Source organism: Nostoc sp. TCL26-01, assembly GCF_013393945.1.
In the GTDB taxonomy this organism is placed as follows: Bacteria; Cyanobacteriota; Cyanobacteriia; order Cyanobacteriales; family Nostocaceae; genus Trichormus.
This window is the reverse complement of record NZ_CP040297.1, coordinates 3,142,954-3,159,157: the sequence shown is the minus strand read 5'-3', so window position 1 is coordinate 3,159,157 and position 16,204 is coordinate 3,142,954. Positions and strand designations below refer to the sequence as shown.

The following is a 16,204-nucleotide window of genomic DNA, read 5'->3' as shown; positions in this document are numbered from 1 at the left end:
TGAGGCAGTATTTTCTTCAGGGTTATTACGGTTGATAATGTATGAAAAAACATGGACTATGAAGATATATTATATTTAAATCCTAATGTATGAACCACCTAGATGCAATACTTAACAAGGCTTTGATGCTTGGTAGTTCAATGTCATTAGATTGTCACGATATAAATATTATTGAAAAACAATTAATTATAATTTCTAATAACATTTTAGATTTACATCATATCCAAGATGAGTTAGAACCTACACTCAAAAAACTCGATGAAGAAATTGCACGGATTGATGCTATTCGTTTGACAAAAGGTGTTGTAGGAGTTGGTTTAATCCTACTTGGTCAAAATAGTAGTGATGATGATATACTCTCACAAATAGGTTCAGAAATTGCTTTAGAAATTGGACATAATTTTCTAGATGAAGCAATTCATGATGAAAATCATCTGCGACAAATTCGGAAAACATTTGGAGATTTGGTGCAGAAGATTGATATATTTATTCATCAAGGTATATGGTTGAAAGAAATTATTTCTCAATGTTTTCTCACTTCAAATACTGTTTTTGATGCAGAAATTCATAAACACTCTCAAAGTTTACCATCTTTGGCTGCACAAATATCCAAATTATCATTTAGTATTCGGTTAGATTTTAGCTTTAGTCAACCAGAGTTAATGCAAGCTAAAATAGCACCAATCATGGTTGCATTACAACGGTTAATTATAATAAAAAATAAACTAAATAGTTTGTCATCTTCGATTGAACCTACAAATATTTTTGGGGCTACTTATCATACTGTAAATTCGTTATTTTTAGTGTTTGGTGCAGCAATTACACGAATAGAATTTAATCACAAAAATGAAATAATTATAAAGATAGAAAATCAAAATCATTTATTATTAGATATTATTAAACAGTGTGATAGTTATGAGAACAATATTAACAATATTATAGCATCTGCACATTTTTTACAAAATTTTATAAATACTTGTTTAAATGATACAAGATTTTTAGAAATTCTTGCTCAAGTTCAGTCAAAAATTAGTATTGATCAATTACACGAAAAATTTTTCACTATTATTCAAACAGTAGAAAGAAGGTTAAATTTTGATACTCTGCCTGTAATGGAGCAAAATTTAAATCGTATGTTTCAAGTACAAGTGCAATTAAGAAATATACATAAGCAATTAGATACAGTTATAAAAAAAATTAATAAGCAAGCTACTAATCCATTAAATATTGATGTGATTAAAGCCTTATTTAGTGTTCTTGGTCAATCTATTACAGCATTAGGTTTAGATGATAATGGAGTGATTATTTTATATAGCAACACTCAATACGAATCCATCAACTCTGTTATCAATAAATGTATTAATTTAAAACAGATTCTTGAAAAACCTACACGTCAGTTAACATATCTTGTTTCCTTTGGAAAAGAATGTACTCAAAATACTGGGCTGATAACTGCATTAGAAGAAATACATTCATATAAAACAATAAGTGATATTAAAAATGATGTCAAAACTAAGAGCCGTAAAATAAAAAGCACGTTTAATTTTGCTAATAAAGATGTCATGCTATCTCAATTTGAACAGATTAAAACTGTACAAGAAGATTTCAAGACAATAAATAAAAATTTACAAAATATTATTAATACAATTGATAAGGGAAAAGATATTTATATTCAACCTAATACATTAAAAAGTATTGTATTTCTTTTTGGTAGTATTTGTGCAGTTGAGTTTAGTCAAGAAGATGAACTTTTTATTGATTTTAATACTAAAAACGAAAAGGTCTTAGATATTTTAACTTTTTGTGAAAAATTTCAGCCAAGAATTGAAATATTAATTCAAGAAGCAGAAGCAAAAATAAAGGAAGCACAGGAATGTTTTAAAAATCCACTCTTGATGAAACAGCGTTTGCAACAACAACGAAAAAAAACTGTTCAAATAAAAACGGCAATTGCTGCAAGTATTATAATTTTATCTACCCCTGGAGTTTGGTTTGCTTGGAGTAGATTGTCTCAAGAAAAAATACTTAGAGATACACAAACATTAATATCTAAAATAAATGATGTAAAACAAGCTCAAGACATTAATGAAATTAGACTGATGAGTGACAAAATCAAACAATCGATTGTATCACTTGAAAGAATTCCAAATTCATTTGCATCTGCATACCCCGAAGCACAAAAATACATTAGCAAATTTCGTACTCAACTCAATACAGTTGAATAAAGACTACAGATAGAAGAAGATGCAGCAGCTAAGTTTGAATCTACAAAACAATTAGCTATAGAAGCAGAGATTTTGGTGCAAAATCCACCGCATCCTCCAACAGTATGGAAAGAAGCAAGTAATAAATGGCAAGAAGCAATCAGTATATTGGAGTCTATTCCCGAAGATTCATTTGTTACGGTAGAAGCAAATAGAAACCTCGAACAATATCGTAATAATTATGCTGTCATTTCATCTCGTTTATCAGATGAAATACAAGCATCTGAATTGCTGGCAAATGCCAAAAAATTGAGTTGGGAAGCAGTAAAAATCACTCAGAACCCTCCACATTCTAGTACAACTTGGAAACAAGCCAGTGTTCAGATTGAACAAGCAATAAAGCTTTTAGAAACAATACCTAAAAACTCACCACTGTATGTACAAGAACAGCAGCGACTAAAAGAATACAAGGCGAACTATACTACCATTAATCAACGAAGAATAATTGAAAATAATGCTGTTTTAAAATTTAAACAAGCACAAAATTTAGCCAGACAAGTTGAGAAAATTACTGAAAATACACCTTATACGTTAGTTGGACTTCAAGATGCACTTCTAAAAATTAAACAAGCAACAAATTTATTAAACAGTATTCCTTCTGGAACAACAGTTTCAGGAAAAGCATCAGAAGTTGTACAAATATATAGTCGTAATTACAATACAATTTACAATCGATTTCAAGCTATTAGTAGGTGTAGTTCTCCACAGTCAATTGATTGTTTTGATGCTAAATACAGTTTTTATCTAGAATCTGTAGACGGTAATTTATCATCACTTTAAATTATGAGGAAAAAACGTCAGATATTTTTATCTAGAAGTTCCTCAGTCAATTCACTTAACTACGATTATCTATCTGAGCGCGTTGCAAACTACCAGAAAAATCTACGTAAACACTTTTCCATTCAGTGAATACATCTAAGGCGGTTGTGCCGGCTTCTCTGTGTCCATTACCGGTTTGTTTGACACCACCAAAAGGTAAATGTACTTCTGCACCAATGGTAGGGCCATTAATATAGGTGATACCTGCTGCAATGTCACGCATAGCCGCAAAAGCCCGATTGATATCACGGGTGTAAATTGAGGAAGAAAGACCATATTTTGTATCGTTAAGGATAGCGATCGCTTCCACAAAACTGCTAACCTCAATTAATGCCACTACTGGCCCGAATATCTCTTCACGCGCAACCCGCATATTCGGCCTGACATGATCTAAAATTGTCGGCTGAAAAAAGTAACCCTGTTTGAGTTGTCCTTCTGTGGCAATTTTTCCCCCAATTAAAATCTTGGCTCCCTCTGCACGGGCAATATCCATATAATCATCTACCCGTTGCAGTTGTTTGTGATTAATAATTGGCCCAATATCTGTGTCAGCTTCAGTACCAGCACCCAAACGTAATTTGCTAGTCCGTTCCAGCAGCATTGTCGTGAATTTTTCTTTAATATCTCGATGTAAAATTAAGCGACTGGTAGCAGTACAACGTTGACCAGTTGTGCCAAAGGCTCCCCAGACTGCACCATCGAGAGCAAGTTCTAAATCTGCGTCTTCCATCACTACTTGAGCATTTTTCCCGCCCATTTCCAGACAAACTCGTTTGTGAGTTCGTCCACAGGTAGCACCAACAAAAGCGCCAGTTTCGGAAGAACCAGTAAAGGACACTAAATCAATATCTGGATGTTCAACTAAAGCCTTCCCCGCTTCTTCTCCTACCCCATGCACCAAGTTAATTACCCCAGGCGGTAAACCTGCATCTGCAAAAATCTCGATTAATTTCGTCGCACAAGCAGAGGTATCTTCAGCCGGCTTGAGGATGACTGTATTGCCACAAACTAAAGCTGGCATTGCTTTCCAACAAGGAATGGCGATGGGGAAATTCCAAGGAGTAATTAAAGCACACACTCCTATGGGCATTCGTACCGTCATGGCGAATTTATTGGGCATTTCCGAAGGTGTGGTTTGCCCAAACAGTCGCCTACCTTCACCCGCACTGTAAAAAGCACAGTCAATTCCTTCCTGCACATCCCCCCTAGCTTCGGTGAGGGGTTTACCCATTTCTCGACTGATTAACTGAGCTAATTCTTCTTTGTGTTGGAGTAATAATTCTCCGACACGAAACACATATTCTGCTCTAGCCGGGGCTGGCACTTTCCGCCAACTATCATAAGCTTGCCGAGCTGAAGCGACAGCTCTATCTACATCCTCGGCTTGAGAACGGGGAAAAGTTGCCACGACTTCGGTTTTATTAGCAGGGTTGTTGCTGTTGATAATAGTTTCTGTGGCAGCATTCACCCATTGACCATTGATATAATTTTGGCAAGTTAGCGGAGTTATCATTTGCCAGCCCTCCAGCTTGTGACCAATTTAGCCTAATTCGTAACTAAAAAACTTAATTACATAGCTTGCTTCTCGCCAAAGGCGAGTATTACGCATTATTCTAAGCTACTAATGCCAAAACTCCCACCGGTGAACCAGAGCCACAGCGTAACCTGAGGACAGCGATCGCTAGTGTAATCCCCGTTGGTGGCAATTGTTGTAAATTTGTCAAATTTTCTAACACAATACCCTGCTGTGCCAATACCAAACGGTTGGTAGTAAAACTACTATCCTGTCCAGGGTCTACACCATGAGTATCAATGCCTACACCAGCGATTTGTCTTTCGTCCAAGAGAAACTGAGTAGCATCGCCCCCAAAACCGGGAAAGTGCATGACTCCCTGAGCATCCTGGTTCAAAAAAGCATTTTTATCAGACCACTTATGTTCCCAGCCAGTATACAGTAGCACTAGATGATCAGCTGGAATCTCACCATGTTGCCCTTCCCAAGCCAGGATATCCGCAACAGTGAGTGTATAGTCAGGGTTGATAGTTGTGGTTGCAGAGATATTGATAGCGATCGCAGGTACAATTAAAGACTGAGCCGAGTATTGGTCAATGCCCACACCAGCCAGATAAAAGCTGTTAGGCGCATTCATATGAGTAGCACTGTGTTCTCCCAAGGAAAATTGTCGCAGATAGTAACCATCATCAGGTAGCTGGGCAACAGGGATAAACTCTACACCTGGGTCACCAGGCCATTGAGGAATGTTAGAGTCAATTACGTGACTCAGATGAATCACACGAGAGTAAGCAATAGTTTTTAAATTCGACACTCTCATCAACCCCCACCTTCATTAAAACAGTGAACAGTGAAAAGTTATCACGGCGTATGACGGGGGATTTAAACCCACCACCAACGCCTACCACCAATTGGTGGGGGACTTAAACCCAAGGATAAATACATCACTCTTCACTGATAACTGATAACTGATAACTGTTAAATAACCCCCCAAAGTCTGTAATTACAGCTTTTTGGGGGGCAAATGTTGCAGCAAAAAGTGAATTAGTAATAGTTAACAGCCTCTTGGTTAACATGGCAATAAAAACAGATAAATCTTCTGTAAAGAGATTGAGCAACTATGTTGGTACTACCGACTGTTTTGCTGCGCTTTTGAGATCACATGAGTGTACACCAATCAGAGGATTAGGCACGGGAAAAGGACGATTTTCTAAAATTTTAAATTGACTATTGTCAGCATCATAAGCAAACACCCCGCCGCTTTCAATTTCATAAATCCAAGCATGGAGAGTCAACTGTCCACTGTGAAGTTTAGAGCGAATTACTGGGTATGTTTCTAGATTTTCTATCTGGGTGAGAACATTTTGCTCGATGGCAATTTTTAAAAGTTGTTCATTGGAGTACCCTTGGTAATTGTCCATTACCAGACGACGGGTAGATTCGGCATGATATCTTAACCATTCATAAACCGAAGGCATTTGTTGTGCTAGATTACCTATTTGTAATAATCCTCTCATCGCTCCACAATGAGAATGTCCACAAACCACAACATCTTTAATCCCCAACGCCTCAACAGCATACTCAATCCCTGCGGCTTCACCACCATTGAATCTGCCGTAAGGTGGAATGATGTTACCAACATTCCGGATCACAAATAAATCCCCTGGCTGACTCTGCGTAATTAAAAACGGATCTATTCTTGAGTCAGAACAAGTTATGAACAATACCTCTGGATTTTGTCCATGAGATAGATGCTCGAATAATTCACGATGAGCAACGAAATAGTTATCATGAAACTCGTTTAGCCCCGCAATAATGCGTTTAATCGGCACAGTTTAATTCTCCTCACCAGAGTAAAATATATCGTTACTTTTAATCTTCAAAATCATGAATTGATTTTCCGCATACAGCTATTGTATAACTCATTTCTCTCATGAGGGGGTAGAGGATAGGAGACAGAGGATAGGGAGAGAAAGAAAAATTTTCAGTTGAATTTAGTTTTTGTAAACATCAAATAAGAGGTTAGACAAGAACTAATTACAATCATGATTTTCCCATACCTTATACCCTATTTAATGGGCAATCCACTTAGCATCAGAGACAATACATACACCACCATATTTTTTAATTACAGGTCTAATTGCCTCTACCAATGCTTGCTCTTGTGCTTCTGTACAAATACTCATGACATATCCATTAGTGAGTGTATGAGTTTCCAGATCATTGATAACTCTACCTCTTTTACCTTTGCCGATGACATTTTCAATCACTGTATACCCAGAAACACCAGATTTTTCTAAGATTTCTAGAACTTTTGGTAATTCTAAAGAGTTTGTCACTATCTCTATTTTCTTAACAGCTTCCACTTCGTTAAACTCCTATAAGTTTGATGATGTTGAAATATAACGGAATGCCAATAATAATATTGAAAGGAAAAGTTAGCGCTAAGGCCATAGAAACATATAAACTAGGGTTAGCTTCAGGTACTGTGATTCTCATAGCTGCGGGTACAGCAATATAAGAAGCACTAGCACAAAGCACAGCAAATAATAATGCGTTGCCTGGAGAAATCCCGATAAATTTAGCTAAAATGATGCCAATAAGTGCATTTACTAAAGGCATAAATATAGAAAAGCCAATCAGAAAATAACCTGTATTACTCAATTCTTTAACTCTCCTTGCGGCTACCATACCCATATCTAGTAAAAAAAATGCTAGAACTCCATAAAAGATATCTTGAGTAAAAGGATGTAACTTTTCCCAACCTTTTTCTCCGGTAAGTAAGCCAATTATGACACTCCCAACTAATAAAAAAACTGAACCATTTAAAAATGCTTCTCGTAATACTTCACCCCAAGAAAATTCTCCTTTATCTTGTTCTTGATCTTGGCTAAATATTCTCAGCAATACAATACCCACGATAATTGCTGGTGATTCCATCAGCGCTAAAGCTGCTACCATATGTCCACTAGAGTCAATGCTGAGAATTTTCAGAAAAGATTGTGCAGTAATAAAAGTCACGGCACTAATAGAACCATAAGTGGCAGCGATCGCCGCAGCATTATGGTTATCAAGTTTGATTTTTAATATAAAAAAAGAATAGATAGGAACGATGGAAGCCATAAGTATAGCTGCCGCTAGCGTCATAGCAATTTCTGCGTTAATGCCACTTTCGGCAATTTCATATCCGCCTTTAAATCCAATAGCTAGTAGTAAGTAGAGAGAAAATAATTTTGGTAAAGGTTGAGGAATATCTAAATCAGATTTTAAAAAAATTGCCAGCATTCCTAGAAAGAAAAAAAGTACTGGCGGATTTAATATATTGGATACAATAAGATTTAAATTCATACCTAACGAACCCGTGATTTGTAAAGAGTTTCCAGAACTAAAACAGTAGTTTTGCTAATGACCACAGTTTTTTAAGCAATTAACAGCTTGAGAAGCAAGCATATGTTAGCATTTTGTGCCATTAGTTTGTGCGTGTTGTTGTCAGGAGTCAGAATTCAGGAGTCAGGAGTCAGGAGTCAGGATTCAGAATTCAAAATAGAATTAGCATAACCAGTTAGTAGTTTACTAACCTGCTGCTCATCTAAACATTGATGACATATATGAGGGAACAGGGAATAGGGGATAGGGAATAGGAAATAGGAAATAGGGAATAGGGAACAGGAATGAAGGGATTTAGGAGTGTAGTTAGTTTTTGTGTAAGCACAGGCTACGCCAAAATAAATCAAATACGAATCCTATAGGAATCCGATTTGATTTTTGAACAAAATTCAGTGTACATTCATTTTCTAGAACCCTATTGCCTATTGCCTTTCATTAAATTGAGTGAGGGAGTGCTGTTAGCGGAAGCGGGGCGTTTAGCCCGTGCTGAGTTTTGACTCTAATGACCAATGACCAATCACCAATGACCAATGACTAATGACTCTTCCCTATTGCCTGACTACGCAAATCAGTTTAGTAATCAAAGCGGATTCCTACATCACACACAAACAGCAACAATTAGGCCACGATGTAACTTAACGTAAAACTTTCTGGGAACAAATACTGAGAATTTCCTGTCGTTTAGTTTTAAACTTTCAATATGATACCTGTTGTTTTTGAGGAAGTGCGGCACTAACCATGAAAATACGGTTACTTGGTCAAGGATTGACAGGGCTAGCAATAGCTTCCATGAGTGCATTAGTTGCCACCGCAACTATAAATCAGCCAAGCTATGCTGGAGGCACAACATTTTACTGCGGCAAGAGCAGAGGCGTACCCGTGACATTTGCCCGGACTCAAGACGGCAAAAATGTCCCAATGGTTCGCTGGGTGTCTGGTGGTTATTTTCCACCGCCTTGGACGGCGCAAAAGCGCTGTCTGGAGGTATCCCGCAGATTTCAAAAAAACTACGATAACGGTAGATTAAGAACTATCAAAACTGGCTTACTCCGGGGAGAACCTGTAGTTTGTGCAGCGACAAATCCCAATAATCCCTGTACAGATAGCACTTTGTTATTTACAGTCAAGCGTGGTGCTGATCCTAATGTCATTGTCCGGAGATTATTTGACCGTCGTGGTTTGGCAGCTGGCAATGCGCTCAATGAAAGCAGCAATAGCACAGTTAATATCGATTTCGATACTTACGTGCAAAATGCGGCAACAGACTCCAGCAATGATCTCATCTATGAACCAAACGATAATACATCTGAAGCTGGTGTTCCTTAATGGTAAAGAGGACAAGGAAGGGGACAAGGAGCAGAGGGGCAGAGGGGCAGAGGGGCAGAGGGGCAGGGGAGGCAGAGGAGAAAAACTTCTTAACTCACTCCCGCACTCAGCACGGGCTAAACGCCCCGCTTCCGCTAACAGCACTCACAACTCAGCACTCACAACTCAGCACTCAGCACTTCCTTTTTCATCCCAGGAGGCATAAGGATATGGCATTGAATGTAATATGACTGGACGAATTTTGAGAATGGCTGTTTTTATTGGTGTTTTACCAATCACTTTGTCAGCCTCAGCAATGGATAGCAAGATTTGTCTGCCATCGAGCAATGTTAATTGTCGTATTGCTCCATCAGTGCAGGCATTGTCTCAATTGTCGCTCAAACAACTGCGTCGTCAAGCTGAAGCCATCACCGTCAGAGTTATGTCTAATGAGTTGTTGGGTTCAGGAATCCTGCTGAGAAAAGAAGGTAACGTTTATACGGTGTTAACTAACGCTCATGTGCTAAGGGCTGGTACTTCCCCTTATCGGATTCAAACGTCTGATCGGCGGATACATAATGCGAATTTAGCACCAAAGGTTAGCTTTGGCAGTAATGATTTGGCGATATTGCAGTTTAAGAGTGCTAGTCATGTCTACGAAGTGGCTACTTTAGGTGCTTCTCCTACCGTAGAGGATGAAGTGTTTGCTACTGGTTTTCCTTTTGCTCAAGAAGAGTCTCAAGAGAAAGGCTTGATGTTTACGGCTGGTAAAGTATTGCTAGTACTGAATAAAGCGCTGGAAGGAGGCTATCAGGTGGGTTATACCAATGAGATTGAGAAAGGAATGAGTGGTGGGCCACTACTAAATCGGCGTGGTGAGGTTGTGGGGATCAATGGGTTGCACGCCTATCCTCTGTGGGATACTCCATCTGTTTTTATCGATGGCTTGGAAGCAGATGAAAAGCTACATCAGAAAATTACTCGTTTGAGTTGGGCTGTGCCGATGGAAAAGGTGGTAAAAATGATACCACAAGCAGCGCAAACTTTACATAAGGCTGATTAGATGATGAGGCTCGATAGTAGACTAGCGACAGTAGTAATTGGTGGAGCGATCGCCTTTTTTCCCGCGAAAATTGCTGTATCATTAACACCGCAAGGCGTAAGTAATATTGCCAAAGAAGTAACAGTCCTCATCGGCGGGCCAAAACTTGGTTCTGGAGTGATAATTCACCAGCAAGGTAACACTTACATTGTGTTGACAAACTGGCACGTTGTAGACCAAGCAGGAACCTATACAGTCCAAACTCACGATCAAAATCTCTATCAAGTCACATCAAATTTGGTCAAACGTCTACCAGGAGCAGATTTAGCTGTACTCCAGTTTACCAGTAACCAAAGATACAAAATCGCTACTATTAGCAATTCCGATGTAGCCACGATGGAGGGAGCGACTGTTTATGTTTCTGGCGCACCACAACCAGTACAAGGTATCGAAAACCGCACTGTATTGGTTCCCGATGGGCGCATTGTCGGTACTAATACCCGACCTCAAGATGGTTATGCTTTAATTTATAACAATATTACTTATCCAGGCATGAGTGGTGGGCCTGTACTAGATGAAAATGGACGCTTGGTAGGGATTCATGGACGAGGTGCAAGAGATAAGGATGGTCAAAAGGTGGGTTTCAATTTAGGTATTCCCATCCGCATTTTTACTAACTCTCAGCTAGCCGGCACGCTGAATTTACAGATAGTGACAACAACTACACCACCCGTAACTAACTTTCTCCCGCCATCAACCCCCAGTACGCCAATTACAGGACGACCAATCACTATCAATGGTTCTGGTGGAGATGCTACAGGGTCTAGCGTTTGTCCTGGTAGACGTTGTTAAATAAGAAGAAGAAACGAAGACAAGTCAATGCAAAATTCAAAACAAAAGAAGCATAAAAGGAGAGTGAGGAAGTGCTGAGTAGGGAGTGAGGGAGTGAGGGAGTGGAGGAGTGAGGGACAATAAGAGAATCTATTGACCATTGACTAATGACTATTGACCAATGACCAATGACCAATGACTATTGACTATTGACCAATGACTTTAAATCTATGTTTTCAAAATACTTAAAATCTAGTTTTGTAGCTTTAGTAGTGATGTCAGCACTATTTTCTCAGAGTATAGCGATCGCTCAAACTACTATTGATGAAGATAAACTAGACACCGTTAATGGAATGCCCTGGGGTGGTGATGGTTTACCATTCGATAAGGTAGCTGGGATTAAAGATGCTTTGGTGAATTCTTCCTTGGGTAAGGTAGTGATTGACCGTCATGGGGAAGATCCTTTGGGAACTCTGTTTCAACAACCCTTTAATGGCCCTAGTCCTGGTAGATTTGTCATAGTTTCATTTTGGGGTAGCAAAATAGAAGGCTGTTTTGTGAAAATGGTTGTGCAAAAAGCACCCACAAACGGTGAAGCAGAAATAGCCGAAATTGCCCCCAAACTTATCGAATTGGGGATTGGAGAGCAAATTCTCCAACTGAATCGCAGTCCCAAAGCTCAGGTAAGAGGGTTAAAAGGACAGTACACATATACTGAATATGCAAACAATACAAAATACCAACGTTCTAGTACTTGGTATATGACAGATACGCTGTTTGATATCACTGCGGAGGCGGCAAACTTACTCAGAAATGCTCCCGCCAAAGAAGTCAAAGCACGTCTAACTTTCGATAATGGGGATACGAAAATTATCCCCATTGGTAGTGGGAACGTAAAACGATGGCAAGAAGCTTTTGGATTTAATAATTCTTGTCGTGCGCCTCAATAAAAAACATCATCCCTGACTTTATACAAAAGTAGGGGAGCAATAACTAATACAGGATAAAAATAAAACTATGAAATACTATCATGCCATTGCACCAACCATCTTAGGAGTATCTATCGCTCTGGTACAACCACAAATTGCTGCTGCCTTGTCGTCATCGGAAGTGGCAAAAGTAGCAAAAGCAATTACAGTGCTAATTGATAGCAAAAATGGTGCGGGAACAGGTGTAATTATTAAAAAAGAGGGTGATACCTACACTGTTTTAACCGCCCAGCACGTAGTCGCAACTCAAGCTAAATATGAAATCGTTACCCCAGATAATCAGCGCTATCCACTCAACTACAGCACGATGAGAAAGTTACCTGGGGTTGATTTAGCTTTGGTACAGTTTACTAGCAACCAGACTTACACTGTAGCCAAGATTGGTAACTCTGATAATTCTACAGAAGGGACAACAGCTTATGTCGCAGGTTTCCCCAGGGCGACAGCCGCAATTTCTAATTCGATTTTTAACTTTATCGATGGACGAATTACGGCTAATGCCTCAAAACCCCTGAAAGATGGCTATGCTTTGGTGTATAGCAATAATACCCTGCCAGGGATGAGTGGGGGGCCAGTATTGAACGAAAACGGTGAACTGATCGGCGTGCATGGGAGAGGGGATACAGCAGAAAACTATCAAGTATCAGATAAAAATCCTGACATTATTATCAAATCAGGTTTTAATTTGGGTATTCCCATCAATACCTTTTTGCGGCTATCATCGAAAACTGATGTAGCAGTGGGCGTAACTGTACCTAAAGTCCCGGTAAATATCACACCGAAAGCCGACAACTTTTATATCCAGGCTGGGGATAAGTATGACAAAGGAGACTTGAGAGGAGCGATCGCCGATTATACTCAAGCAATTAGCCTCAATCCTAACTATGTCAATGCCTACAATGATAGGGGAAATGCTCGGAGTGAGTTGGGAGATAAAAAAGGAGCGATCGCTGATTATAACGCAGCCATCAAAATTAACCCCAGATATGCTAAAGGCTTTTATAATCGGGGGGTAGCTCATGCGGAATTGGGTAACAATAAGCAAGCGATCGCTGATTACACCGAAGCAATCAAAATTGATCCTGAATACATCAACGCTTACAACAACCGGGGGATTTCCCGTGGTGATTTAGGAGACATCAAAGGAGCGATCGCTGATTACACCCAAGCCATCAAAATTAATCCCAATTATGCCAGAGCTTTTTATAACCGAGGGGTTTCTCGCCGTCAGTTAGACGATAAGCAAGGAGCGATCGCTGACTACACCGAAGCAGTGAGAATTGATCCTAAATACGTCAATGCCTACTATAACAGGGGCAATGCTCGTGCTGATCTAGGTGACACCAAAGGAGCGATCGCAGATTACACCCAAGCCATAACCATTGATCCTAAATATGTCAATGCTTACTACAACCGGGGCAATATCCTCGCTGACTTGAAAGATCATCAAGGAGCAATCAACGACTATACCAAAGCCGTCAACATTGATCCCAAATACGTCAACGCCTTCTACAACCGGGGAATTTCTCGTCGTCAATTAGGAGACAATCAAGGAGCAATAGCAGATTATACCGAAGCTGTGAGGATTGATCCTAAATATGTCAACGCCTATTACAACCGAGGAAATATCCGCGCTGATTTGGGAGACAACGAAGGAGCGATCGCAGATTACAGTCAAACCATCCAGATTGATCCCAAGTACGCCAATGCTTACTACAACCGAGGCTTATCTCGTCGTGATTTGGGAGATAAACGCGGAGCAGTAGCAGACTTACAAAAAGCCGCTAGCCTTTATTTAGAAAAAGGTCAAACACAATATTATCAAGATGCCCTAGCTTTAATTAAAAAGCTGATGTAGCAAATCTTCAGTAGGGTGTGTTGTCGCACAGCGCAACGCACCCATTTTATCTGGCGGTAAGTTAAGTAGCATGGGGCAGATCAACTCAGATGATGAAATTTTATGGTGAACTTGCACCAGTAATTTTTGGGGTATCAATTGCTCTGATACAACCACAAATTGCTGTAGCATTATCTTCATCAGAAGTAGCCAAGATTGCGAAAGCAATTACGGTACTAATTAATTATCAAGAAGGTTCTGGGACTGGGGTAATTATTAAAAAAGAGGGTGATATTTACACTGTTTTGACTGCTGCTCATGTAGTCGCAACTCAAGCTAAATATGAACTTGTCACCCCAGATGGACAACGTTATCCACTCAACTACAGCACTGTTAAAAAACTGCCAGATGTAGATTTAGCAGTTGTCCAGTTTACCAGCAGTCAAAATTACCCTGTTGCCAAGATAGGTAACTCCGACGAATCTCCAGAAGGAACAACCGCTTATGTAGCTGGCTTCCCCAAAACAGGATTTTTCAACACGGTTTACAATTTTGTTCCTGGGCAAATTACGGCAAATGCCTCCAAACCCCAGCGTGATGGATATGCTTTAGCTTACAACAATCTGACCCTACCAGGGATGAGTGGTGGCCCGGTGTTGAATGACAAAGGTGAACTGATCGGAATTCATGGTCGAGGAGAGGAAGCAAACTACGAAACATCGACAATCAATCCTACAGTTGCCCAGTTAAAATCAGGTTTTAATTTAGGGATTCCCATTAATACTTTTTTGAGACTATCAGCCCAATCTGGGGTCGATGTGGGTATTCGTCCTCCTAGTTCTTCCTTAGCTACAGCACCGAAAGCCGACGACTTCTTCATTCAAGGTAAAGATAAATCTGATAAAAACAATTTTCAAGGAGCTATTGCTGACTATACTCAAGCAATTCGTCTCAATCCCAATTATGCTAATGCCTACGCCCATAGGGGAATTGCCTACTTCCTTTCAGGAGACAAAAAAAGGGCAATTGAGGATGCTAACCAAGCTATAAAGATTGATCCTAAGTCTGCTGATGGTTATTTATTCAGGGCCTCTGTGCATTATAGCTTGGGAAATAAGAAAGAAGTCCTTGAAGATTTTACCCAATATATCAAGATTAATCCCAACGATGCCAATGTCTATTACGTTAGAGGATTAGTTCGCAGCGACTTGGGAGATAAAAAAGGAGCAATTGAAGATTACAATCAAGCTCTCAAGATTAATCCCAACGATGCCAATTATATCAAGCGGAGCAATGGGCGCAGAGAGTTGGGAGATAAAAAAGGAGCAATTGAAGATTATAATCAAGCTCTCAAAATTAATCCCAGAAATACTAATGCCTATTTTTATAGGGGATATGTCCGCTATGGCTTGGGAGATGAACAAGGAGCAATTGAAGATTATAGCCAAGCAATTAAGATTAATCCTAACTATGCCTTAGCTTATGGCATTCGAGCTGTTGTCCGTAGAGACTTGGGAGATAAACAAGGAGCAATAGCCGATTTACAAAAAGCAGCTAGTCTCTTTCTAGAACAAGGAGACACAAATGCGTACCAAAAAGCGCTGGAAGCTATTAGAAAGCTTCAGTAGTAACTAAATAGGGAGCATCCCCCAACCAAGTGAGCCGTAAGGGTTGGAATTTACGATTACGTCCGGCGGCTTTGTGACAAGCTTACAAATGATGGGATACTCAGACTTGTCAATACTGCATCCATCAATTTAAATACTGCATCTTTGGCCTTCCCCAAACTATCGTAGATAGCTTGGCGGAATTTTTCTAGTTGCGTCAGGATCATCACGTCAATGATTTATCGATTACTTTTATTGACTTTACGCCAGTCAGTGTTAATGTGACGTGAGTTCGACGACGGGAAAAACCCCTCTCCAAACCTCTCCCCCACGGGGGGAGAGGCTTTGAAACAAAGTTTTGTTTTTTCTCTGTTTGTATGAAACCACACTGCCCTCTGTGCGTCGGAGAGGGGTTGGGGGAGAGGTCAAAAAAGATTTGTCGAACTCACGTCAGTGTTACTGCTGACTGCTTTTCTCTAGCTTTTTAGTCCAAAGTCCAGCTCTCTGCAATTACCCAGATATTTGTGTGATTAATCAGTTTTATTGGGGAATACTTGTATTAAGTCTTTTATCCCCTCTCACCACCCTTGAAAAGCTACTGTGTATGCAC

Annotated in this window: 13 protein-coding genes and 1 pseudogene; 8 read left to right on the top strand and 6 right to left on the bottom strand. The window is 39.6% G+C overall.

The window, feature by feature from the left end; translation table 11 throughout:
- Window positions 1–89 precede the first annotated feature (89 nt).
- Window positions 90–2,225 (top strand): hypothetical protein, encoded by a 2,136-nt coding sequence (locus tag FD725_RS13655; protein WP_179048624.1) that lies wholly within the window; start codon window positions 90–92, stop codon window positions 2,223–2,225.
- A 75-nt stretch (window positions 2,226–2,300) separates the two neighbouring features.
- A complete protein-coding gene (locus FD725_RS13650) occupies window positions 2,301–3,044 on the top strand; it encodes a hypothetical protein (protein ID WP_179048623.1) in 744 nt (247 codons plus the stop codon).
- A 55-nt stretch (window positions 3,045–3,099) separates the two neighbouring features.
- Here the strand turns inward: FD725_RS13650 and FD725_RS13645 are convergent, their stop codons facing one another.
- The 5 genes from FD725_RS13645 to FD725_RS13625 form a co-directional block, all read right to left on the bottom strand.
- Entirely contained in the window at window positions 3,100–4,596 is a 1,497-nt protein-coding gene (locus FD725_RS13645) for an aldehyde dehydrogenase family protein (protein ID WP_179048622.1), read from the bottom strand.
- Window positions 4,597–4,696: 100 nt separating this feature from the next.
- Window positions 4,697–5,416, bottom strand: a complete 720-nt coding sequence (locus FD725_RS13640; RefSeq protein ID WP_179048621.1) for a cyclase family protein — start codon at window positions 5,414–5,416, stop codon at window positions 4,697–4,699.
- A 298-nt stretch (window positions 5,417–5,714) separates the two neighbouring features.
- On the bottom strand, window positions 5,715–6,428 hold the full coding sequence (locus FD725_RS13635) for a carbonic anhydrase (RefSeq protein ID WP_179048620.1): 714 nt from the start codon (window positions 6,426–6,428) through the stop codon (window positions 5,715–5,717).
- Window positions 6,429–6,668: 240 nt separating this feature from the next.
- The gene (locus tag FD725_RS13630) at window positions 6,669–6,962 is read right to left on the bottom strand and encodes a P-II family nitrogen regulator (protein ID WP_179048619.1); all 294 of its coding nucleotides are present in this window, start codon (window positions 6,960–6,962) and stop codon (window positions 6,669–6,671) included.
- A 4-nt stretch (window positions 6,963–6,966) separates the two neighbouring features.
- On the bottom strand, window positions 6,967–7,944 hold the full coding sequence (locus FD725_RS13625) for a sodium-dependent bicarbonate transport family permease (protein ID WP_179048618.1): 978 nt from the start codon (window positions 7,942–7,944) through the stop codon (window positions 6,967–6,969).
- Window positions 7,945–8,721: 777 nt separating this feature from the next.
- On the opposite strand from FD725_RS13625, the gene FD725_RS13620 reads away from it, so the two are divergent.
- The 6 genes from FD725_RS13620 (at window position 8,722) to FD725_RS13595 (ending at window position 15,615) form a co-directional block, all read left to right on the top strand.
- Complete coding sequence (locus tag FD725_RS13620) at window positions 8,722–9,309, top strand: COP23 domain-containing protein (protein ID WP_179048617.1); 588 nt, start codon at window positions 8,722–8,724, stop codon at window positions 9,307–9,309.
- Between the two features lie 247 nt (window positions 9,310–9,556).
- On the top strand, window positions 9,557–10,351 hold the full coding sequence (locus FD725_RS13615; RefSeq protein ID WP_256871912.1) for a serine protease: 795 nt from the start codon (window positions 9,557–9,559) through the stop codon (window positions 10,349–10,351).
- Window positions 10,352–11,182, top strand: a complete 831-nt coding sequence (locus tag FD725_RS13610) for a serine protease (protein ID WP_179048615.1) — start codon at window positions 10,352–10,354, stop codon at window positions 11,180–11,182.
- A 209-nt stretch (window positions 11,183–11,391) separates the two neighbouring features.
- Window positions 11,392–12,111: a hypothetical protein gene (locus FD725_RS13605; RefSeq protein ID WP_179048614.1), complete on the top strand. Its 720-nt coding sequence runs from the start codon at window positions 11,392–11,394 to the stop codon at window positions 12,109–12,111.
- 67 nt (window positions 12,112–12,178) lie between these two features.
- Window positions 12,179–14,008, top strand: a complete 1,830-nt coding sequence (locus FD725_RS13600; RefSeq protein ID WP_179048613.1) for a tetratricopeptide repeat-containing serine protease family protein — start codon at window positions 12,179–12,181, stop codon at window positions 14,006–14,008.
- An 89-nt stretch (window positions 14,009–14,097) separates the two neighbouring features.
- On the top strand, window positions 14,098–15,615 hold the full coding sequence (locus FD725_RS13595; RefSeq protein WP_256871911.1) for a tetratricopeptide repeat-containing serine protease family protein: 1,518 nt from the start codon (window positions 14,098–14,100) through the stop codon (window positions 15,613–15,615).
- Between the two features lie 68 nt (window positions 15,616–15,683).
- Here the strand turns inward: FD725_RS13595 and FD725_RS13590 are convergent.
- A pseudogene (locus FD725_RS13590) lies at window positions 15,684–15,821 on the bottom strand (transposase); the annotation flags it as partial.
- Between the last annotated feature and the right edge of the window lie 383 nt (window positions 15,822–16,204).

Bases quoted from the DNA above. Each gene is read 5' to 3' on its own strand.
- FD725_RS13655 (WP_179048624.1), top strand. From the start codon at position 90: ATGAACCACCTAGATGCAATACTTAACAAGGCTTTGATGCTTGGTAGT.
- FD725_RS13645 (WP_179048622.1), bottom strand. From the start codon at position 4,596: ATGATAACTCCGCTAACTTGCCAAAATTATATCAATGGTCAATGGGTG.
- FD725_RS13640 (WP_179048621.1), bottom strand. From the start codon at position 5,416: ATGAGAGTGTCGAATTTAAAAACTATTGCTTACTCTCGTGTGATTCAT.
- FD725_RS13625 (WP_179048618.1), bottom strand. From the start codon at position 7,944: ATGAATTTAAATCTTATTGTATCCAATATATTAAATCCGCCAGTACTT.
- FD725_RS13620 (WP_179048617.1), top strand. From the start codon at position 8,722: ATGAAAATACGGTTACTTGGTCAAGGATTGACAGGGCTAGCAATAGCT.
- FD725_RS13615 (WP_256871912.1), top strand. From the start codon at position 9,557: ATGGCTGTTTTTATTGGTGTTTTACCAATCACTTTGTCAGCCTCAGCA.
- FD725_RS13610 (WP_179048615.1), top strand. From the start codon at position 10,352: ATGATGAGGCTCGATAGTAGACTAGCGACAGTAGTAATTGGTGGAGCG.
- FD725_RS13605 (WP_179048614.1), top strand. From the start codon at position 11,392: ATGTTTTCAAAATACTTAAAATCTAGTTTTGTAGCTTTAGTAGTGATG.
- FD725_RS13600 (WP_179048613.1), top strand. From the start codon at position 12,179: ATGAAATACTATCATGCCATTGCACCAACCATCTTAGGAGTATCTATC.
- FD725_RS13595 (WP_256871911.1), top strand. From the start codon at position 14,098: ATGATGAAATTTTATGGTGAACTTGCACCAGTAATTTTTGGGGTATCA.